Source organism: Streptomyces sp. NPDC037126 (genome assembly GCF_055605965.1).
The window spans coordinates 26,870-46,307 of sequence record NZ_JBVJTD010000041.1; the positions used below are offsets into that span (position 1 = coordinate 26,870).

The window sequence follows — 19,438 nt, forward strand, 5'->3', positions numbered from 1 at the left end:
AACGAAGTTCACCCTTTCACGTCGAGTGTCCCGGCACAACGAATCCGGCACGGGGCCTTTCCGACGGGCCTCTTCACAACTTCCCCTGCATGCTTAATCTTTCGGCGCTCTTACCGCATTCTCGGTACACGGTGTGCGGCATTTCGCGCAAAGGCACTTTCGGGCAGCCCCCGGCATCGGCCATCGGCCGCTTCCTCCTCGTCGCCGCCGCTTCCGGCCCGCGACCTGGCCGGCACCACAGCGGACCCGCCGGCCGCGCGGCGGCCGGGGACCCGGCCCGCCTCGTCGTCTCCGCGCCCGCCGCCAACATCGCCGTGCCGACCGGCCGCTCGAGTGGGGCTCCGTCGTCGGCGGCCCCGGGCGTTCCGTGTCCCCGACGGGCAGGAAAGGAACCCGATCGGCCTCCCGGACGCACCATTACTGGTTCGGAGGCACAGCGGACGATGAGGGCGCACTCTGCGACGGGACGGCCACATGATCACCGAATTCACGGACGAGCAGCTCACCGAAGTCGTATCGCTGCTGCAGGAGATCCGCGCGGAACTGACGGTGGACGTCCTCGCACCGCCGGACCGCGCCCTTCGGTCGGAAGAAACGGGTGAGGTGCTCGTCCGGGCCGTGGAGCGCGCGTGCGGGAAGTACGGGATCGGTGCCGCCGGATACATCTTCCGTCCGGCCCCCGGGATCGAGCTGGCCGGTGACACCGTGCTCGGGTACTTCACCTATCCCGTATGGCTGCTCCTCGACCACTTCCTGAGGGAGGGCCCGGGAGACGTCACGATGCTGCCCGACCTGGTCGAGAAGGCGTGGGACTCGTTCTCCACGACCATGACGCGCCGCCCGGCCTCCCAGGGGGTGCGCTTCGCCGCCGAGGCCGTCACCGACGACGATCACCACGGCGGCCACGCGGTCTCGCGGCGGCCGGACCCCGACGCCGTCAACGTCCCGGTCGTCCAGCAGATGAGTGACAAGATCTCCCAGGTCACGGAGTACTACGCCGGCATCCGGAACACCTTGGACCAGCTCTACGCGAGCGCGGTCGCCGAGGACGCCGCACCAGGGAACAACCCCACCGCCCGAGGTCCCGCCCTGGGCGCCTACCGGGACGCCGTCAAGAACACCTTGGGCATTCCGGCCGACCAGCTGGGGCCGAACGACATCCGGGCGGAAGTCGAGAGGCTTCTCAGTCCGTTGCAGCACCAGGTGGAGCTGGTGTTCGCGGACATCGAGGCCGATGGCGGCCCGCGGCTGAGAGCCGGTCGCCATCTGGCCGCGGTAGGAGCCCTGGCAGACCAACTGCGATGGGTCTCCGAAATGCTCAGCCGCTGTCTGCACGCCGCGCACCAGCTCCAGGCGTCCAACGGGCAGCGCGCCAAACTGCCCGGCATGACCGGATCCCTGCACGTCGGCGGGACTGTCGTGCCGGCCGTCTCGGCGAAGGGCGACACGGACCCGCACCCGGTCGTCGGTCACATCCTCGCCCAGATACCCCATCACCTGCGAGGCACGGGGCACGGCAAGTGCTCCGAGATGGTCGCCCTGTCCGCCTATCTCAGGCAGTGGGAAGCCGAGAACGCGCGGCTCCTGCACGACCACGGGCTGGCCGCGGGGACACCCGAGTACGCGGAGGGCGTCCTGCGGCTGGTGAGGAACCATCTCGAGCGCGGCGGCGCCGTCACCCATGCCACCTTCCTCTACAAGGGCTACTCCTTCTCGGTCCAGGCGTGCGCGACCTGCCGGTCGGTGCTCACCAAGCTGGCCGTGCACTGGGTCGTCCCCGAGGACGGACTGCCCTCGAACGAGGTGGCCGCGGCCTACCAGGACCCCGATCCGCAGGCAGCCCGGGAGCGGCTGTTGCGGCAGCGGCAGCGACGCGACGACGAGATGGACTACTGGGCGGGTCCCGGGCCGTACGACGTGGCCGATCATCCGATTCAGGCTCCGGGTCCGTCCGGCACGTCCCCCGGTACGGACTCGGGCCGCGGCGTGATCGGCTCCTGAGCCTCCGTTCACCGGACGAGGCCGACCGCCGGACGCTCGCCGCGCTCCCGGCGGCGGCCGAGGGACGTGCTGACACGGCTGGACCGCGGGCTCCTGCGGCGGCTCGTCTGTTCGCCGGGCGTGAGCAGTTGTCGCCGCGGGACGGTCGCGATCCGGGCCGCACGACGCACGCCTGGCTTCGTAGGCCTCCGGTTCCGCCCACCGCCGGCCTCCCGGGACGGCAATCCGACCGTCAGCGCGTCCGGGATGCCGTACCTCGCGCCGACGCGACGCCGCGCACCGCCGAGGCCTGCCGGACACCCTTGCCGCCCGGTGCCGCACGTATGTCCGGCCGGCCTCGCACCGGCAGGTGGACACTCGGCCGAAGCGGAGGTCCGGGGCCGCGTCCCCCCACGGCATCCGGCGGCGGCCGCGCCAACGCCCGGCAGCGGTCGCGGAACGCGGGGCGGTGAGCGGTCCCCGGACAGCCCGTGCACCGCGACCCGCCGCGTCGCTCACGGCCTGCGCGGGACGAAGGCCCGGTCCGCGGCGGGCCCGGACCGGCCTCGCGGGCGTGCGCCGGCCCGTCGCGGCCCCCGTGCCGGCCGGCGCGTCGAGTTCTCCGTGACCGGCCCGTCGTGGCCGGACCGGGGAGGGCAGCCACCGTGAACGCTCACGCCCGGTGAGCATTGCCGGTGGCCGCGAGCGGGCCGATGGCCCTTGGCCGTGGTGGACACGGCGCTCGCCACCGCCGTCACGGTCGTCCGCCATCCGCCTTCCGCCGCGCCCGAGGACAGGTCACCGACGGGGTGCCCGTCCGCATCCGGGTGGAACAGGTGCTGCTCGTCCGCGGTGGCGATGATGCGCTGTCGGGAGGACTGGCGTAGAAGGCCACACCTGGGGCCATGTCCACCGCGACGGCGACACGCGGGTCCACTCCCTCGATGCGGTGGACCACCGTCGTCCTCCTCCGCAGCTGCGGTTCGGCCAGAGGGCCTCCGGTGCGGCCGAGGAAGCACCTGTACTCGGCGCTCCCGAGCCGCGCACCGACCTTGAAGCCGGTCGGGCCGAAGGACAGGTACGTGCGGCCGCGGTACGCGAACGCGGACCTGTCGCAGTAACCCCCGTACGTAGTGGCTTCCTTGGCCGGGCGCTGGCCCGAGCAGGAGACGAGGGTCGCGGCAAGGCCTGCGACGAGAACGATGACGAGGACACCGCGGCCGCGCGGCAGTGCGGTCGGCATGGAGGAACTCTCCTTCGGACGTGTCCGCATCGGACAGGGAGGGCGCAGCAGACCTCGAGGATGTACAACCCGTTGCCCGTTGTCCCTGACTGATCGGCGTCCCCGACCGGTTCACCATCCGTCGACGGGCTCAGGCGTGGTCCCCTCGTGATGGCGGTGGCCTGGGCCTTCGTCCGCACGGCCGCCTGGGACGGGGAACGCACCCATGTCCCGCACACCGATCAAGTCCCGTGATCACTGAGTCGCACCGCTCGCTCAAGTCCGTTGCAGATCCACAGGCTTGCGAGGAGACCAGGACGACACCCGCGTCGTGCGACGGGTGGGCCAGGTCCGGGCGCACGTGCTCGTGTGCCGTCCGGCGCGTCGTAGGGCCCCCGATCGACTGATCGAGGGCCCTGGCCGGTCTGCCGTGAACGGGACAGCCGGTGCTGCGTCAGCCGTGCAGAATGCGCCCCGCCTTGTCGGTACGGTCCTTACTCACCAGAAAGAGGTGTTCCGGCGGACCGTACTGGGCTGTCGGGGCCCCCGTGGCACCACGGTGGAGGCCCCCGCGGTCCTGACCGGTACGCGCCCCGGCGTCGTGTTCCTCCCCTTCCACTACGGCTACTTCGACCAGGCCGCCCCCCCCAACGGCACACACGGGCCGCCAACCGCGCCGTCGCCGACCGCCAGGCCGCCGACCACGGCACCCACCACCCCTGCCTCACCCTCGCCCAGCAGTGCGACACCCACGCGGCACGCGTCCGCGAGATGTCCGACCACTACGCCAAGAAGTCCCTGACTGCCTTGTGGTACGCCTCGCGCGTCCTTTCGCCGAACCGAACGATTCTGCTGGGCACGCCTGCCGGCATGACCCTTTGGACCGGGGCGGATCCCACCCGTGACTTCCTGGTGCGGGGTTGCTTTTCGCTCGTGCAGGGCGGGGCTGCCGGGGCAATTCACGGACGGTTGTTTCAGTGCGTTGCGGCGGTCAGTCCGGCGCGGTGGATCCGGGTGTGCTCGGCGACGCGCCGGCCGAGGTGGCGGGCGGTGTTCAGGTCTGCGTCGTGGACCTCGGGTGTGTCGTTGAAGCTTTGTGCGCCGGCGCCGAGGTAGAAGCCGAGGCGGTTGTCGTCCTGGGGGCTGGATGTGGTGGTGTTCCAGCCCGGCAGGAGGTTCAGGCTCACCCAGAGCATTCCGTGCTGGGCCGCCAGGAGTGACAGGTACTGCAGGGTGTGCAGCTTGTCGCCGCTCATGGAGCCGGAGTTGGTGAATCCCGCCGCGAGCTTGTCGCTCCAGGCGCGGGTCATCCACCGCTTGCTGGTGGCCTCGGCGAAGGCGTGGAACGCCCCGGACGCGGTGCCCATGTAGGTGGGGGTGCCGAAGATGATGCCGTCCGCGGCGTCCATCAGTTCCCAGTCGGCGTCGCTGAGGGAGGCGACGTCCACGCGGTGGACCTGCGTCCCGGCGACGGAGCGTGCGCCGTCCGCGACGGCCGTGGCGATCTGCGCGGTGTGGCCGTAGCCGGAATGCGACGCGATGACGATCGAGGTGTCGGACATGGGGTGTTCCTCTCCTGCCGCGATGGCGGCGTGTTCGGTGGTGGTGCCGGCGGGCGACGAGCGGCCTGCTGCGACGGTCGGCCGTACTGCTCCACGAGTGAGGGCCGGTGGCCTCGGTCGGGGTGCGGCGATGCCCAGCCCCCGCGGGCCGGGCGCCGCCCACCCTCAGGCATATATCGCCGTTCCGCTCGAAACGGTAGCACTGATTTAGCGGCGATATGCAAAATCGGATATCGTTGTTCCATGGACGAGGGACGACGCGCCGCGCGGCGCCAGGTACTGCAGGTGGCAGCCAAGCTCCTGGAGGAGGGCGGCAGCGAAGCGGTCTCCACGCGCGCGGTCGCCGCGGCCGCGGGCATCACGGCCCCCGCGCTCTACCGGATGTTCGACGACAAGGACGGACTCCTGGCCGAGCTGGCCGCCTACGGGTTCGAGATGTACCTGGCCGAGAAACGGGAGGCACTGGCGCTGACCCCCGACGACCCGGTGGCCGACCTCTACCGCGGCTGGGACCTGCACGTCGACTTCGGACTGCGGCACCCCGCCTTCTACATGCTCATGTACGGCACTGTGCAGCCCGGGCGGCGGCCCCCCGCCGCGGACGAGGCGCACGCCCTGCTGGTGAGACTGCTGCGCCGCGCGGCCGAGGCCGGGCGTCTTCGGGTTCCTGTGGAACCGGCGACGCGCGTCATTCACGCGGCAACGACGGGTGCCACGCTGGCACTGATCGGCGAAGCGCCCTCAAAGCGGGACCTGACCACTTCGGCACGGCTGCGGGACACCGTCATCGCCTCCATCACCACGGACGAGCTCGTCTCGTCCGGGTCGGACCTGGCCTCGCGCGCACTCGCCCTCGACGCAGCACTGGAAACCGCGCTCACCACCGGACCCCCTGCCGCGGACGCCGGGGTGCCCCTGAGAGCCACGGAGACGGCTCTGCTGCGCGAATGGCTGCAGCATCTGGCAGGCTGAACCGGCCGCGTGCGGACCGGGGCCGGGCTTGGGTATCTGGCCGCCGGTACGGCCCAGGACGCCACCGGTGGCCAGACTGTCCAGCTTCGCGACTGAACGCGCCACACGGCCGGCGTCGCTGACTGCGCCAGCAGCCTGCGAAGCCCTCTCGCTCGGCCGGCTCGAAGCGGACTTCTGACACGGCCATCGTCGTTTCCCGGGCCAGGGCCCCAACAAGGCGGCGCTCCGGAGGCGGCTCCGTGAGCGGTTCAGGGCCGGCCCTGCCGCCGGCGCGGCTACCTACGTCGCGCCGGATCGACAGAAGGACAACCGGAGGACTGCGTCAGGCCGTTCACCGAGATGGTCTTCCCGTGCACACCGTCCGCTGCTGCAGCGCTGCCCATACCTTGACCGTATGACAGCCCGCCGCACCCTGGGCATCGGCCCCGAGGACTCGAATGGCATCCGTGCCGCCCAGGCCGACCTTCTGGGCGCACTGCCCGGCGCCCTTTACCTTGATTGGCCAGACGGGCAGCCATCTCCTGGAGCGGGCAGGCGGTCTTGTTCGTTGGCCTGCCCCGCGCACATCGCGTGACAGGGTCGGGGCCTGTGCCGTGGCAGGGTGAAGCAGGTCAGGTGATGGTCCAGTCGCGCAGCTGACGGGCGATCCCTGCGACGCCGAGCGCTCCGGAGGCTGCATCATGCACCAGCGCGACGGCCGCCTTGGGCGGGTAGTCGGGTTCGCGCGCGTTGAGGATCAGATAGGCCTCGGTCGCGTGCCAGGCGAAGGCCGAGTTGGAGTGTTCCAGGCACGGCAGTTTCGCCAGGGTCTGCAGCAGCGCGCCGGCCTTGAGGTACAGGGATCCGTAGATGTCGCGGTCCATCGCCCGCGCGTTGACGCGTGCGACGGCGGCGTAGAGCGGTCCGTAGTCGTCGACCTGTGGATCGCCGTCGAGCAGTTCGGCGGCATGCAGCAGGAAGGCCACGTCGAGCGGGTGGAGCGGTTCAGGCTGGGTCACGCGGCGTGACCTCGCTCCTCTTGCTCGACTTCGCGCCGAATTTTCTGCTCGGCCGCGCGCTGCTCGGCGTCGGGATCCAGGGGGCTGGGCTCGGCCGCGAAAGCTGCACTGCTGCGGGCCATGGATGCTTTGAAGCCGTCCAGGAACCGCTGCTCCACGGCGGTCGCGCGGTCATAGGCGGCGGAGAGGATGTACTCCTGCATGCTGACCCCCGCCTGCTTGGCCGCCGCCGCGATCGCGGCCCGCTGCGCAGGGTCGGGAAATCGCAGGCTCATCGCTTTGGGATCCGACATGGTATCCACGGTACCAGCGATACCAGGGCCCGTCATGGGAAGAGCGCTGCGGAACCGCAGGCGCTGCGGTTCCGCAGGCAGGCAGAGGACACCGGCAGCCCTGGAGGCGCGTGAGGTGTCGTGATCAACGGGTGGTCCGGGCGGAGGTATGCGCTCGGTCGCCGCCTCGCACGCCGCGGTCGGGTGCGGTCTTTCCCCCGTGGCGGGTGTGCCGTCGGCCAGCCCGTAGCGCAGGTACACGGTGCCCTTGGGGCTGGCGACGGGGGGTGCGAGGAGGGTGACGTTGGTGGGCACCGCGCCCCCGTCGAACACCTTCTTGCCGACGCCGAGCGTGATCGGGTGCAGCCAGAGGTCCAGACGGTCGAAGAGCTTCTCGCGCAGCAGGGTCTGCACGAAGTCCAGGCTTCCGACGACCTTCACGTGCTCGTGCCGGTCGCGGAGATCGCGCACCGCGTCGACCAGGTCCGGACCCAGCCGTGTGGAGCCGGCCCAGGAGAGGTGGGGCGTGCCGCGCGAGGCCACGTACTTCGGGACGCTGTTGAAGAGCGTGGCGATCTCGCCGTCCCCGCCGCCCTTCTGGTGGGGCCAGTACGCGGCGAAGATGTCGTACGTCCGCCGGCCGAGCAGGAGGGCGTCGGTGCCTTCGTACGCTGCGACGACCTGCGCGCCGGCGACGTCGTCGAGCATGGGCGCCTGCCAGCCGCCGAACGGAAACCCCCTCGGGTCCTCGTCGGGGCCGCCCGGCGCCTGCGCGACGAGGTCGAGGGTCGCGAACAGCTCGATGTGGATGAGGCCCATGGTCTGCTCCCGATGAGTCGTTTCTCTCCGTCGAGGGACAGACCCCCGGGTGTCGGCGAACTCATCGCCGCCCCGGACGCCGCGCCTCCTGGCCTCCTGCCTCTTGGACGAACGGCGGGCGCGGCGGCCAGGGAGCCCATGCCTCCCGGCGGGTCGGTCGACCACCGCGCTCCTGCAGCGCCGCTCGCGGCGCGTGTCACTGAGGGGGCGGGTCCGGCCGGAACTTGAGCAGGCAAGCAACCTTAGGTCGGCTTTAGCGGGGCTTGCGACGCTCGTTCGGTAGCGCCGTCCTCCACGACCGGCCTGCTTGTCCCCAGCCGGTCCGACCGACACCGAAGAGGAGAAACCGCCTCATGACCGCTCGCCTCAGCTCAGCCCAGCCCTACGTCCTAGGGCTCTTCCGCATCGTCGTCGGCCTGCTCTTCACCGTGCACGGTGCCACCTCCCTCTTCGGCGTCCTGGGCGGCGCCATGGGCAAGGGCGGCACCATTGACGCCGGCACCTGGCCGGGCTGGTACGCGGCCGTGATCCAGCTGGTCGCGGGTGGTCTCGTGCTCGTCGGCCTCGGCACCCGCGGGGCCGCGCTGCTCGCGTCGGGCTCCATGGCGTTCGCGTACTTCGACATCCACCAGAAGGCCGCCCTGTGGCCCATCCAGAACGGTGGCGAGCCCTCGGTCATGTTCTGCTGGGCGTTCTTCCTGCTGGTCTTCACCGGCTCTGGCGCCTTCGGCCTCGACCGTCTCCTCGTCCGGCGCACCGCGGCGGAGCAGCGCAAGCCCGTCGCCGAGCGGGCCCCGGTAGCGGCCTGACCCCGCGGGCGCCCCCTCCTGGAGGTGCGGGAGGGGGCGCCCGCGCGTCACGGCACGAGCCGCCCGGACACTGGTGCCACACCCCTGCGTACGAACGGCCGTTGCCGACCGGCCACGTTCCGGAAGCGCCGGCGCGCCCCACCCCGCCGGCCTCGCGAGGCCCAGAAACTCCCACGCGCCCCGCTCCCGAGGTGCCGATGGCTCAGGGCTCGTCGTCCGGCGGCAGGCTGGGCACGTCGGCGCGGAAGAGGCTGACCAGCAGGCCGTACGGCTCGCCACGCGCGGGGTCCGTCGGCGGGGCTCCGCGGCCATCGTGCGCAGCCGGGCCTCCAGTGCGTGCGCCTCGGCCTCGGTGAGCCAGAGATGACGCAGCACGGTGTGGGAGGCCTGTCCGGGCCGGCTGGGCAGCATCTCGCCGGGCGCGGCATCGCCCGGGGCTTGGCCGACGGCGGCCGGCTGCTCGCCTGCGACGTGAGCGAAGCCATAGGCCCGAGGGTGTACTGGAAGTCAGCAGGATCCGCGCAGCGAGAGATCCGAAGCGTGTGCGTGATCAACGATGACGTGTGCGCACGCCGCGTATCACCCCCATGAGAGGCCGGGGCGCGGCCCGTGACCCGGCGGTCGCCCCTGGCGGGCGGGGTCTGATCCGGCGCCGCGCACGTCATGGCTGTGCCCGCGACACGCTGCACGGGACTCCAGGCGACCGGCGACCCTGGACCGGTTGAGCCACTTCTGCGGCTCGCGCATCAACCGTGAGCCCTACGGCACCACCACCCTCTGGTCATCGCTCGGAAGGCAGCGAACATGACCGAAGCCGCCCATCCACCCGAGGATCTCCTGCGGGCCGTTCGAGAGGCCGGCATCAGAGACGAGCGCCTGCTCCAGGCTGTGCGGGCGACGCCCCGGGCGGCATTCGTCCCCGTTGGTCATCAAGCGCACGCCTACCATGACGTGCCCCTTCCGATCGGGCACGGACAGGTGACCACGCAGCCCTCGCTCTCGGCGATGATGATCGAGGGCCTTGATCTGATCGGGGACGAGCACGTCCTTGAGATCGGCACCGGTCTCGGCTTCCAGACCGCGCTACTCGCCCGGTTGGCCGCCGATGTGGTGACCATCGAGATGTGGCCGGAGATCGGCCGGCAGGCACGGCGCAATCTCGCCCGACAGGGCATTCGCAATGTCGAGCCGCACATCGGGGACGGCAGCGGCGGCGTTCCGGACCGTGCTCCGTACGACGCAATCATCGTGTCCGCCGCGTTTCCGGAGGTTCCCGCACCCCTCGCAGAGCAACTGTGCTTCGGCGGCCACCTCGTACAGCCCATCGGGCCGGGAGGCCGGGAGCAGGTCGTGTCCTTCCTGCGCACCGCGTCGGGACTGGAGCGCCGGCGGATACTTACGCCCGCGCATTTCGTCCGCCTGCAAGGACGGTACGGCTTTTCCTCCTGAACCCTGAGGACCGCGCCGCACCATGATCACCGCTGCTAACACGGCTGCGGAGCGATAGACGACCGCAAGTGTGTCGTAACGGGTTGCCAGGCCCCGCCACTGTTTGAGCAGGTTGAAGGACCGTTCCACGACGTTCCTGCGCTTGTAGGTCTCGGCGTCCAGAGTGCGGGGGCGTCCGCCGCCGCGGCCCCTTCTCCTGTGGTTGGCCTGCTGGTCGAGGCGTTCGGGGATCACAGCGCGTACGCCGCGGGCCGCGAGGTCTGCGCGGATCTGCTTGGAGGAGTAAGCCTTATCTCCGAGCAGTGTGTCCGGTGTGGTTCGGGGCCTGCCACGGCCCAGTCGCGGGACCCGGATGTCGTCCAGCACGAGGGGCAGGACCTGCCCGCTAGGGCCTGTCCCGGGTCGTGATCAAGACACGGAACGCCCCTTAGGAGCTGGGGCCATCGCTCCGTTCCACGAAGTCCTGGATCAAGACGGTGGGGTCGCTGGCGGGGGCGAACCGGTGCAAGCGCGAGGCTTCGTAGCCAGCCTCTCCAGCGACGCCCAGATCACGACGCATCGCCTCTCTCATGGCGTCTATCAGGGGCCAGAGAGCATGTTGCGCTTCAGCGGCTGATCGCAGGGTCTCGTCTGGCCGCGGATTCCCCTGTTCCAGGCGTTTGACCTGTCCGTGTACCCGGGTCAGCGTCTCGTTCACCTCGTGAGCCGGAGCAATCACAGCGGCGGGGGCGATCATCAGCGCCTCGGACCAGCGGTTGCGGTAGGCGTCCTTGGTTTCTTCCAGCGCCCGAATGTCCTCTTCCGCGGGTGCACGGTCTCGCATGACGTACAGGTGACGACTGAGGGCCGTGGCGAACTGTCGTGCATCCCGGTGCAGTTCCGAGTAGCAGCTCCGTCGCAGTTCACGGCTCTCGCGGGCCTCCTGGATAGCTTGGGTCATCTCCAACTCGCGCCTCTTTGCCCGGTCGGCGCCCCGCTGGGTGAGCAACGCACCCCCGAGCGTCCCCGCTACACCAGTCACCGCGATCAGTACCGACCCAACGTCCATTGGATCACCGTAGACCGCCACCGCCGCGTCGCGAAGCTCGCCCTCACCCCGGCCGGGCAGCGCGTGGTGCACCAGGTGACCCAGCGCCGCCAGGAGGAGATCACCCGGATCGTGGAGGCCATGCCCGCCGAGCGCCGCAGTGCGATGGTCGAGGCACTGCAGGCGTTCGCCGACGCCGCGGGCGAACCGCAGGTCGACCCTGGGGCCTACGGCGGGCTGCTGCTGCCCGGCTGGGACTGACTCACTCTCCGCCCTGGTCCCCGCGTCCGGGGTGGGCGCCTGGGCGTGGGCCAGCACGGCCGCCAAGCCGGCCAGCATTCCGTACAGCGGCGCGCCGGGCCGGGCGAAGCGCGGGCTCAAGCCGGACGCGTCGGGTCCGGCCAGAACGCGGGCACGGCAGGCGGTCCCTGATCCGGACCGGGTTCGCTCGACCTGCGCGGGTCGATTCCCGCACGGTCATTCTGGATTGCGTGCGTCGAAGAGGGTGGTCAGTCGGTGATTGCCTGGCGCCGCCCTCGACCCCAAACAGCGGATCCTTGAACAAACCGGCCGTCGGCAGCACGTCGCTCTGCACCCGGCACGCGCCCGGGCCACCCCTTCCGCCGCCGCGAGGCTGGAGCGCGCCGGGCCCCAACCAGGGTGGACTCTCGCTGTAGGCCGAGGTGTCCTGCTCGAGCGCGGACTTCCCATGGTCGACGCGCGGGTGAGGCTACCGACCTCGCTGAGAAGGGCGCCACGGACGAGGAGCTCGTGGACGCCGGCCGCTGGGCCAAGGGATCGTCTATCCATCGCAGGCTCTACGTGCGCCCGGCGCAGGCCGGGATGCGTTCACGAAGGTGCCCTTGCGAGTCCCCCTATGGCGCCTTCGTCGACGCGGCGATCAGCTTCTTCCTCCTCGCCGGCGCCCTGTACTTCCTGGTCGTGCTCCCGATCAACAAGCTCCACGAACGCCTCGCCCCGCACCAAGACGTCCAGGCCCCCAAACGGGACTGCCCCGAATGCCTCAGCCCCGTACCCGCCCAGGCCCGACGCTGCGCCTCCTGCACCGTCGCCCTGTCCGCCGTACCGGCACAGGCCATGGGGACGGCCCAGCGCGCTGGGTGACCCGACCTCCATGGGCCGGCCATGGCTGCCGGGCACATCTGTGGTGACGGGAGTTACCAGCGGCGTCCGATGCCGAACCGGCTGCATGGCTTCACGGCCGGCACCGAGCCCGACTACCACGGCCTGGGCCGGTCCCGGGGGACGGGGGCAGGCCGAGGGCCAGGAGGCGGAGGTCGTCGGGGCGCAGGGAGTCGCCGCGTTCGGCGAGGGCGTCCGGGTCACGACCGGCGCGACGGTGAGGCGGGTGTCGGTGCGGGCCCGCACCCAGACGGCGCGCAGGTCGACGCTCAGCCCGGCGGCCGCTTCGTCGAGGGCCTGGCCGTGCCGCAGGGCGGTGATGAACCGGTCGCGCCAGGCGGCCGGGAAGCGGGGCGGGGCGGTCAGGCCCGCACCCTACAGGCGGCGCGCCGAGCTGCGCTCCGGCCGCAGGTGGCGCAGGTCAGACGGTGATGGCGAAGACCCAGAGGTGAAGGTCGGGGCGGGGCAGGATGACGTAGTGGACGATGGCGGCGCGCGTCGTGATGACGCGCACCGTCTCGTCCATCTCCTACTTGTCGGCCTGTGGCCACGAGTAGGGGTCTTCGCAGGCCCGCAGGATCGCGCCGTGGAGTTCGTCCCTGTCGGGGACGGGCAGGTTTTTGATCGTTTCACCGACGTTGGCGGCGAACCGGGCGGGGACTGCCGTCACCCGAACACCTCATCTATGGTCATGGCGCCGGCCTCGGACCGGCCGGTGCCCAGCCACCGCTTGTAGGCGACGGCGGCGTGCGCGCGGGCGCGGGCCTGCCGCATGTCTTCGGGGCCTCGGCTGCCTCTTCATCGGCGGCGAGGACGTCAGCGACGTAGTCCTGCACGGACATTCCTGCGCGCTGCGCGCGGGCGCGGACCGATGCGGCCGGCTCCTCCGGGACGCGTGCGTTGAGTTGTGTGAGGGCAAGGCCGCGCAATGGCCGGCACCCAGACCGCCCGCGGCACACGCCCAGCGGTATCCCCCCGGGGCCCCGTCACCCATGACGCCGTCCGCCACGGTCTACGGCACCCGGCCCGACGTCTCCGACCCGTCGTCCGAAAGACGCAAGGACCCGGCAGCGAAAGTCGGCTCGCGCAGCCGACAGGCGCCTGCCCGGAGGGTGCCCTTCACACGCAGGCACGGGCAGGCACGGGCCCCGGGCTTCGGGGTACAAGCTGGAGGGTGCGCGGCGGCCGGCCGGGCAGGACGAGGCGCCGCGCCCACCCCAAACGGCTGACCCGGCAGACGAGGACGTTCCGCGTGCTGTCGCTGACGCTCGTCGGCGTCATCGCGGTCAGCAACCTCGTGGCGTTGGTCATCCTGATTCATGAGCTGCTCTACGCCGGGGTGAAGGACGGCCGGTCCCTGCTGGTGGCCGCGCTGCAGGTGTGGCTGACCAACATCATCGTCTTCGGGCTGGCCTACTGGGAGCTGGACCGGGGCGGCCCGGTCAGCCGTACCCAGGCGCCGCGCTCCGCCCTGCCGCTGGCGGACTTCCGTTTCTCCCAGGACGAGAACGACGACGCCGTCCAGGAAGTCGCCGACGGTGCCAGCGCCACCTCGGACTGGGTTCCCACGCTGATGGACTACCTGTACGTGTCCACCACCAACTCCACCGCCTTCAGCCCGACCGACACCATGCCGCTGTCGACCCGCGCCAAGGCCATGATGAGCATCCAGAGCGTCTGCGCCCTGCTGACCTCGCTCCTGGTGATCGCGCGAGCCGTCAGCATCCTGCACTGAGCCGCCACCCACCGCTGCCCATCCCTAGCCCATGGCGTGCATGCACCGCACCTTCGGCGTACCCCGTCGGCCTCAGGGCGCCGTCACCCAGGCTGGCAAGCTCTACACCGCCGCGCTGGCGGTGGTGGGTGTCGCGGTCTTCGTCGCGGTCCTCGGACTGATCGGGACGGCACTGGTGGAAGGACGGTTCGGGCCCGCGGGAAGAAAACGGCGGATGCGGCATCGCATCGGCGCGCTGTGCGACCATTTCATCGTCTGCGCCAACGGGCGGGTCGGCCAGGCCGTGGCCCGCGAGTTCGAGGCCGGGGGCGTCCCCTTCGTCGTCATCGAGAACAACGCCGCCCTGGAAGAGCAACGCCGCCTCCGAGCAGGTGCTGAACCGCGCGGGCATGGACCACGCCCGCGGCCTGGTCTGCGCGGTCGACTCGGAAGTCGAGAACGTCTACATCACCTGATCGCCCACTCGCTCAACCCCTCGCTCGCCATCGTCTCGCGCGCCTCGGAGGCCGCGTCGGCCGAACGCCTCACCCACGCCGACGCCAGCAGCGTGGTCTCTCCCTACATCACCAGCGGCCGGGGGATGGCTCTGCTGGCGGTCCGCCCGCACGTGGTGGTGGAGTTCACCCGGGCCGGCAGCTCCGACGTACGGATCCCGCCTCGTGGGCCCGGCCCCTGCGCCAGGTCTGCGGGGGAGCGCTGTCCCTGCTGATCCGCCGCGCCGACGGCTCCTTGGAACCCGACCCCGATCCCAAGACCGCCGTGCAGGCCGGCGACACCGTGATCGTGTTCGGTGACGCCGGCGCCCTGCGCCCCATCGAGGACGAATAGGGAAGCCGCGAGGAGGAGTCCCCGTAGCCGGGGGAGCGGGGGAGAGCTGGTAACTCGCCACCGTCTTCCGGCTCGTCGCGCGGGCGCCTGGTCGCGCGGACGGGTTCCGTGATTGCGCGCCGGATCGAGCGGCGTTGAGCGGCGGTTGTGGCCCCCCAGATGCCGTCGTCCTCCCCGTGGTCGAGTGCCCAGGTGCGGCAGTCGATGATCACAGGGCAGCGGCGGCATATGGCTCGGGCCAGGGAAGCCTCCGCATCGGGGGCCAGGAGATCCGAGAGAGGAAAGAAGATGTCGGGGTCCTCTCCGACGCAGGCCGCGCGATCGCGCCAGTCATGCCTTGCCGGATCTCCGCTGGATGTGCAGGACACTACAAACCCCTTCCCGGCTGTCCGCGGGCACGGCGGATCATCGCTGCGGCGCGCACAGCGCCGCAGTTCCGGCAGAGGTTTGGAGAATATTAAACCGGTTGCGAACGGTTTCGCCATGGTTGGGTGCCCTGAGGGCTCGGCTGAGCCCGCGCGTCCAACGCCCAGAGGTTCGGCGCCCGTACCGGGCGCGGCAGCAGGCAAGCCCGGCCTGTGGTGACGCCTTCCCAGCCGCCGGGGCAGGGGCTGGGTCAACCGGTGGGCTGAGCTGCCGCGTTCCCGAACGCTTCGCTGATCCCGCCTTCAGCCTGCCCCGAGGAGGAGGCGTCGACGAGACTGTAGGGCGGTAGCGGGCCGTTGACGTGCAGTTCGAGATGCGGGTGCCGGGGACGGAATTCGACGACCGTCGACAGGAACTGCTCCTGCGCATCACGGTTCACCAGGAAGGAGACATTAGCCAGCCACCCGATGCCCTGCGGTCCGGTGCTGACCGCCTTGGCCTGCGACGCCATTGCCTGGTGCAGCAACTCGGCGTCACTCGCCTCGCGTGCCTGGACGGCGGTGGCGATCATCTCCCCACGCTGGAGCTTCTGCCTCCAGGAAGTGTTCTGTGCGCTCGTCGAGCACCGTGGTCACCGTGTCGTCGTCCGCCGAGACGCTGTACGCATCCCTCATTCCTCTCTCCCGCGCGAGGCCCGCTCGCCTTGCCGCTCCCGGCCCTCGCCGCGTGCCTGGTTGAAGGCGTCGGAGACGGTCTCGGCTGCACCGGAGAGTGCGCCCTTGGCCTTGGACTCGGACAGCTGTTCACCGCCGCCGGACTGGGTGAGCTTTCCGGTGAGATCAGTGAGCCCGGCCGGCTTGTGGGGCCCGGCTTCCAGATCGAGGCGGTTGCAGGCCTCGGCGAAGCGGAGGTAGGTGTCGACGCTGGCGACCACGACCCGGACGTCGATCTTGAGTATTTCGATCCCCACCAGGGAGACCCGCACGAACGCGTCGATCACCAGTCCGCGGTCGAGGACGAGTTCCAAGACGTCGTACAGGCCGCTGGAGCCGCCTCCGCCGCCCTGCTGCGTGGTCATGGTCATCGCGACCATCCCCTTGCCTACGTCGGTGGCCCCGTCGGCGCACACTGCCTCGGCAGCAAGACCGCCCGCCTCGCCGCCTCTGACCGAGGCGCGGGCTTTCGCCTGCGAGTAGCCCCCACCACCCGGGGCGAAACACCGGTACGGAGCGAGCACTGCGGACCTGTAGTCGGGGCGATGCCACTCGGTTCGCTTCACGGAACGAAGCCCCGGCGCGTACCACGCGACCAGAGCCCAGGCGGTGTCAGGAGTGCTTTCTCGGCGACGCCGCGCTGGGGTGCGCGGATGCTTCCGCAACCTGCCTGAGCCCCTGGATCCTGGGAGCATCCCAGACTTTGGCGGGGTGCTCGTGTACGTGGCCCTCGCGGTGGTGGAAGTGGGAGGGCAGGAACCTGTCGCCGGCACCCGAGCGAGAGGACGGAACGCCGCCGGGTTTCGCCCCGTCGAGCCGGGAGCGCCCGCGGTGGGGGTCTTGTACTCCGTCACCGTCTCCCCAGACACCTCTGTTCCGATGCGGGGCTGCGCTTGCCGATCGGGCTGCGTTTGCTGTGCTGGCCGCGGCTGGGTCAGACATGCGACGGAGGCACCGGTGAGAGCGGCCGGCCATTCCACCACCCCGGTCACGCTCAGTACTCCGGCTCCGGCATTAGACCGCCATCCGGCGGCCGGGGAGAGAACTCAGGGTCCGATCCATCCCCGCCTCGGCGCCGACGTTCGCGTCGGCATCCGCCCCACCATCACGGTCGCCACGACCGCCTCCGGCTGTCCTCGCCGTCCCCCCAGACGCCGGTCGCCGACTGGCTCGCGCCGCTCCCTGTGGAGGCCTCGCACGGGCATCGGGCCGCACCAGGCTGACGCCGCGATGGCCAAGCTCAACAGCCTCTAACGGGGTCCGACCGATGGTCGGCCGCAGCTGGTTGACCTTGGCATGCCGGTTTTCACCGACCACGCACCCGGCAGGGACCGGGAGGGCCCCGATAACCGGCCCTGATCCTGTCAATGAGCGAGTTCTGCTTCGCGAAGGCTGCGGAACACCGCCGGGGTCGTCCATCCGCGCAACGTGGCGTGAATCGCCGAGCGGAATGCGGACTCGGCCGTCGCGGCGTCGAAGGCCCCAGCCAGTTCAAGAGTCACCAGTCCGTGGAGGGCGGCCCAGATCGACAGGGCGATCGCCGTTGCCTCGCCGACGAGGACGGACGCTGTCACGGCACGATCGATCGCCGCGAGGAGCGGACGGATCGGGTCACTGGTACCGACCTCCCCCGACGGGTTGAAGGACTGCACACCACCGAACAGCACCGTGTACAGGTGGCTGTGTCCTCGCCCCCAGCGACGGTAGGCGAAGGCCAGGGCGTAGAGGTCGGCGAGAGGGTCTGCGGAGGTCTGCACCGCCGACAGGTCCTGGAACAGGCCGGCGACGGCTCTGTCTCGCACCGCACCGATCAGCCCGTCTTTACCGCCGAACAAGGAGTACACCGCCGTCGTGGACGCCTCGGCGGCAGCGGCCACTGCGCGGACCGTGAGCGACTCCCGCGGACGGGTGGCGAGCATCTCGGTCGCGCACTCCACAAGCCGCTCTTTGACGGCCTCGTCGTTTGTTCTGGGCCTACCCACGGCCGGCAGCCTACCTCATTTGATAACGTCGTTTTGAAACGATGTTCTGAAACAGTCGGAGGTCTGCTGTGCCCACGTCCGCCATACGTCTCGCCCGCTTACTGCTGACCCTGGCCGGCATCGCGACGCTGGTCGTCGTCTTTCTCGCACTGATCGCCCTCACGGACGGGGCCGGTTCGGGGCTCGCCGCGTGGTTGACGACCCTCGGGGCCGGGACTGTTCTCGCGCTGTGGCGGGGCCGGCGCCGCCCCTGGCCGGCGCGGCTCGTGCCGTTTCTGCCGGTGGTCGTCGCGGCGGCGTTGACAGCGACGGTCTGCATCCCGACCGTGTCGAAAACCCGGCAATACCCGCCAGCCTTATCCTTCGTGGCCACGCAGCACTGGAACCTGGCCACCGGCAGCCGGGTCGCGGTGTACCACTACCCGCCCGCGAACTCCGGCACCCGGCACCCCATCCCGCTCGTGTACCTCAACGGCGGACCGGTCCGCGGCATCTCGGTGCTCGACCACCGGTTCCTGCAACTCCTGGCACGCCAGGGCTATGACGTCTACGCCTACGAGCAGGCCGGCGGCGGACGAAGCGACCTGCTCTCCATGGACCACTACACGATCTCCAGGTCGGTCCGTGACCTCGCCGCCTTCGTCGACCGCCTGAACAAGGGCAAGGTCGACATCCTCGGATTCTCCTCAGGCGGGGCCGTGCTCACCCGAGCCCTGGCCGACCCGAGCGTCGCTGCCCGCCTGCACCGGGCGATCATCGCCGAGCCCGGCCCCATGGACGGCCCCACCGCACACATCACCGGGCACAAGGGCCGAGAATCCGCGCGCGGCCTCGCGCCGGCCATGACCGGACCGCGATCGACGCACGTCCCCCGGTACGCCGTGGCATTCGGCCTCATGCGACTCGGACTCCTCACCCCCGACACCGGACTGATCGGACAGGCCGAAGGCGTCAACGCCTTCACCGCCGCGGACCTCGGCAGCGACACCGCATCCGCCTACTGCGCTCGCGACGCGCACCGCATCCCCGCCGAAGACACCGCACAGAACTTCTCCTTCAGCCCCGCAGCCAGCCTCCGCATCCAGCAGACGGTCAAGGACTCGCCCTCCATCGCCCCGCAACTGAGGCGCTCCCGGATCCCCGCGATGCTGATGATCGCCGAGTGCTCCTCCCAGGTCCGTCAATGGGAGACCACCGTCCTTGCCAACGACCCCGCCATCCAGCGCACGCAGTACATGCCCGGAGTCGGACACCACATGTGGAACGGCCTCGACGGCAACAACGGCCGGGCCGCCGCCGTCATCACTGCGTTCCTTCAGGGCAAGCAGGCCCCCCTGCCGAACTACCCGACCCGCGACGAGATCCCTGCCTTCTCGCGCGACCACAAATGAAGACGCTGCAGCCCGTCAACGGCTGTGGTTGGCGAACCCTCGAAGCCGTCCGGGCCCTGCGTCAGCCAAGGACGACCTCTTAGTGGGCGGTTCGTGAGCCTTTGACTGCATCTGGTGTCGCCTGATCGTGTGGCTGCGGGGCGGACTCTGCCGGTCCGCGGTTGGTGGTC

General features: G+C 70.5%; 17 protein-coding genes and 4 pseudogenes. 9 read left to right on the forward strand and 12 right to left on the reverse strand.

The window, feature by feature from the left end; translation table 11 throughout:
• Positions 1-474 precede the first annotated feature (474 nt).
• The gene (locus tag ACZ7FF_RS42165) at positions 475-2,001 is read left to right on the forward strand and encodes a YwqJ-related putative deaminase (protein WP_470819707.1); all 1,527 of its coding nucleotides are present in this window, start codon (positions 475-477) and stop codon (positions 1,999-2,001) included.
• A gap of 733 nt (positions 2,002-2,734) precedes the next feature.
• Here the strand turns inward: ACZ7FF_RS42165 and ACZ7FF_RS42170 are convergent.
• Together ACZ7FF_RS42170 and ACZ7FF_RS42175 are read right to left on the reverse strand one after the other, a co-directional pair.
• Positions 2,735-3,223: a DUF6281 family protein gene (locus tag ACZ7FF_RS42170; protein ID WP_470819709.1), complete on the reverse strand. Its 489-nt coding sequence runs from the start codon at positions 3,221-3,223 to the stop codon at positions 2,735-2,737.
• 953 nt (positions 3,224-4,176) lie between these two features.
• A complete protein-coding gene (locus tag ACZ7FF_RS42175) occupies positions 4,177-4,764 on the reverse strand; it encodes a flavodoxin family protein (RefSeq protein ID WP_470819710.1) in 588 nt (195 codons plus the stop codon).
• A gap of 243 nt (positions 4,765-5,007) precedes the next feature.
• Here ACZ7FF_RS42175 and ACZ7FF_RS42180 point away from each other — a divergent pair, with 243 nt between their 5' ends.
• Positions 5,008-5,736 (forward strand): TetR/AcrR family transcriptional regulator, encoded by a 729-nt coding sequence (locus ACZ7FF_RS42180; RefSeq protein ID WP_470819711.1) that lies wholly within the window; start codon positions 5,008-5,010, stop codon positions 5,734-5,736.
• Positions 5,737-6,347: 611 nt separating this feature from the next.
• On the opposite strand, the gene ACZ7FF_RS42185 is transcribed toward ACZ7FF_RS42180, so the two are convergent.
• The 3 genes and pseudogenes from ACZ7FF_RS42185 to ACZ7FF_RS42195 form a co-directional block, all read right to left on the reverse strand.
• Positions 6,348-6,734: a fic family toxin-antitoxin system, toxin component gene (locus tag ACZ7FF_RS42185; protein ID WP_470819713.1), complete on the reverse strand. Its 387-nt coding sequence runs from the start codon at positions 6,732-6,734 to the stop codon at positions 6,348-6,350.
• The gene (locus ACZ7FF_RS42190; protein ID WP_470819733.1) at positions 6,731-7,009 is read right to left on the reverse strand and encodes a hypothetical protein; all 279 of its coding nucleotides are present in this window, start codon (positions 7,007-7,009) and stop codon (positions 6,731-6,733) included. Before ACZ7FF_RS42190 ends, ACZ7FF_RS42185 begins: the two co-directional genes overlap by 4 nt.
• A gap of 351 nt (positions 7,010-7,360) precedes the next feature.
• Positions 7,361-7,825, reverse strand: a pseudogene (locus ACZ7FF_RS42195) (dihydrofolate reductase family protein); the annotation flags it as partial.
• 353 nt (positions 7,826-8,178) lie between these two features.
• Here ACZ7FF_RS42195 and ACZ7FF_RS42200 point away from each other — a divergent pair.
• Together ACZ7FF_RS42200 and ACZ7FF_RS42205 are read left to right on the forward strand one after the other, a co-directional pair.
• Entirely contained in the window at positions 8,179-8,634 is a 456-nt protein-coding gene (locus ACZ7FF_RS42200; protein WP_470819715.1) for a DoxX family protein, read from the forward strand.
• Positions 8,635-9,438: 804 nt separating this feature from the next.
• Positions 9,439-10,083, forward strand: a complete 645-nt coding sequence (locus tag ACZ7FF_RS42205; protein ID WP_470819717.1) for a protein-L-isoaspartate(D-aspartate) O-methyltransferase — start codon at positions 9,439-9,441, stop codon at positions 10,081-10,083.
• Positions 10,084-10,107: 24 nt separating this feature from the next.
• On the opposite strand, the pseudogene ACZ7FF_RS42210 reads toward ACZ7FF_RS42205, so the two are convergent.
• Both ACZ7FF_RS42210 and ACZ7FF_RS42215 read right to left on the reverse strand, forming a co-directional pair.
• A pseudogene (locus ACZ7FF_RS42210) lies at positions 10,108-10,470 on the reverse strand (transposase); the annotation flags it as partial.
• 40 nt (positions 10,471-10,510) lie between these two features.
• On the reverse strand, positions 10,511-11,203 hold the full coding sequence (locus tag ACZ7FF_RS42215) for a hypothetical protein (protein WP_470819718.1): 693 nt from the start codon (positions 11,201-11,203) through the stop codon (positions 10,511-10,513).
• Positions 11,204-11,206: 3 nt separating this feature from the next.
• Between ACZ7FF_RS42215 and ACZ7FF_RS42220 the strand changes: the two genes are divergently transcribed.
• Together ACZ7FF_RS42220 and ACZ7FF_RS42225 are read left to right on the forward strand one after the other, a co-directional pair.
• On the forward strand, positions 11,207-11,371 hold the full coding sequence (locus ACZ7FF_RS42220; RefSeq protein WP_470819720.1) for a hypothetical protein: 165 nt from the start codon (positions 11,207-11,209) through the stop codon (positions 11,369-11,371).
• Between the two features lie 582 nt (positions 11,372-11,953).
• Positions 11,954-12,235, forward strand: a complete 282-nt coding sequence (locus tag ACZ7FF_RS42225) for a hypothetical protein (RefSeq protein WP_470819722.1) — start codon at positions 11,954-11,956, stop codon at positions 12,233-12,235.
• 547 nt (positions 12,236-12,782) lie between these two features.
• Here the strand turns inward: ACZ7FF_RS42225 and ACZ7FF_RS42230 are convergent.
• Complete coding sequence (locus ACZ7FF_RS42230; protein ID WP_470819723.1) at positions 12,783-12,923, reverse strand: hypothetical protein; 141 nt, start codon at positions 12,921-12,923, stop codon at positions 12,783-12,785.
• Between the two features lie 582 nt (positions 12,924-13,505).
• On the opposite strand from ACZ7FF_RS42230, the gene ACZ7FF_RS42235 reads away from it, so the two are divergent.
• Positions 13,506-13,988 carry a hypothetical protein gene (locus ACZ7FF_RS42235; RefSeq protein WP_470819725.1) on the forward strand — a complete coding sequence of 161 codons (483 nt, stop codon included), beginning with the start codon at positions 13,506-13,508 and terminating at the stop codon, positions 13,986-13,988.
• A gap of 31 nt (positions 13,989-14,019) precedes the next feature.
• Positions 14,020-14,697: a potassium channel family protein gene (locus tag ACZ7FF_RS42240; RefSeq protein WP_470819726.1), complete on the forward strand. Its 678-nt coding sequence runs from the start codon at positions 14,020-14,022 to the stop codon at positions 14,695-14,697.
• Between the two features lie 256 nt (positions 14,698-14,953).
• On the opposite strand, the pseudogene ACZ7FF_RS42245 reads toward ACZ7FF_RS42240, so the two are convergent.
• From ACZ7FF_RS42245 to ACZ7FF_RS42260, 4 genes and pseudogenes are all read right to left on the reverse strand, one after another.
• Positions 14,954-15,301 (reverse strand): annotated as a pseudogene (locus tag ACZ7FF_RS42245) (WhiB family transcriptional regulator); the annotation flags it as partial.
• Positions 15,302-15,432: 131 nt separating this feature from the next.
• Positions 15,433-15,774: pseudogene (locus tag ACZ7FF_RS42250) on the reverse strand (GvpL/GvpF family gas vesicle protein); the annotation flags it as partial.
• A 78-nt stretch (positions 15,775-15,852) separates the two neighbouring features.
• Positions 15,853-16,266, reverse strand: a complete 414-nt coding sequence (gene gvpJ, locus ACZ7FF_RS42255; RefSeq protein ID WP_470819728.1) for a gas vesicle protein GvpJ — start codon at positions 16,264-16,266, stop codon at positions 15,853-15,855.
• A 993-nt stretch (positions 16,267-17,259) separates the two neighbouring features.
• A complete protein-coding gene (locus tag ACZ7FF_RS42260) occupies positions 17,260-17,877 on the reverse strand; it encodes a TetR/AcrR family transcriptional regulator (RefSeq protein WP_470819729.1) in 618 nt (205 codons plus the stop codon).
• 68 nt (positions 17,878-17,945) lie between these two features.
• Here ACZ7FF_RS42260 and ACZ7FF_RS42265 point away from each other — a divergent pair, with 68 nt between their 5' ends.
• Positions 17,946-19,268 (forward strand): alpha/beta fold hydrolase, encoded by a 1,323-nt coding sequence (locus tag ACZ7FF_RS42265; RefSeq protein ID WP_470819730.1) that lies wholly within the window; start codon positions 17,946-17,948, stop codon positions 19,266-19,268.
• The last annotated feature ends 170 nt before the right edge of the window (positions 19,269-19,438 follow it).

What these genes read in the sequence shown, in the direction of transcription:
- ACZ7FF_RS42225 (WP_470819722.1), top strand. Translation starts at nt 11,954, where the DNA reads ATGCGTTCACGAAGGTGCCCTTGCGAGTCCCCCTATGGCGCCTTCGTC.
- ACZ7FF_RS42200 (WP_470819715.1), top strand. Translation starts at nt 8,179, where the DNA reads ATGACCGCTCGCCTCAGCTCAGCCCAGCCCTACGTCCTAGGGCTCTTC.
- ACZ7FF_RS42240 (WP_470819726.1), top strand. Translation starts at nt 14,020, where the DNA reads ATGGCGTGCATGCACCGCACCTTCGGCGTACCCCGTCGGCCTCAGGGC.
- ACZ7FF_RS42175 (WP_470819710.1), bottom strand. Translation starts at nt 4,764, where the DNA reads ATGTCCGACACCTCGATCGTCATCGCGTCGCATTCCGGCTACGGCCAC.
- ACZ7FF_RS42165 (WP_470819707.1), top strand. Translation starts at nt 475, where the DNA reads ATGATCACCGAATTCACGGACGAGCAGCTCACCGAAGTCGTATCGCTG.
- ACZ7FF_RS42205 (WP_470819717.1), top strand. Translation starts at nt 9,439, where the DNA reads ATGACCGAAGCCGCCCATCCACCCGAGGATCTCCTGCGGGCCGTTCGA.
- gvpJ (WP_470819728.1), bottom strand. Translation starts at nt 16,266, where the DNA reads ATGACCATGACCACGCAGCAGGGCGGCGGAGGCGGCTCCAGCGGCCTG.
- ACZ7FF_RS42180 (WP_470819711.1), top strand. Translation starts at nt 5,008, where the DNA reads ATGGACGAGGGACGACGCGCCGCGCGGCGCCAGGTACTGCAGGTGGCA.
- ACZ7FF_RS42190 (WP_470819733.1), bottom strand. Translation starts at nt 7,009, where the DNA reads ATGAGCCTGCGATTTCCCGACCCTGCGCAGCGGGCCGCGATCGCGGCG.
- ACZ7FF_RS42170 (WP_470819709.1), bottom strand. Translation starts at nt 3,223, where the DNA reads ATGCCGACCGCACTGCCGCGCGGCCGCGGTGTCCTCGTCATCGTTCTC.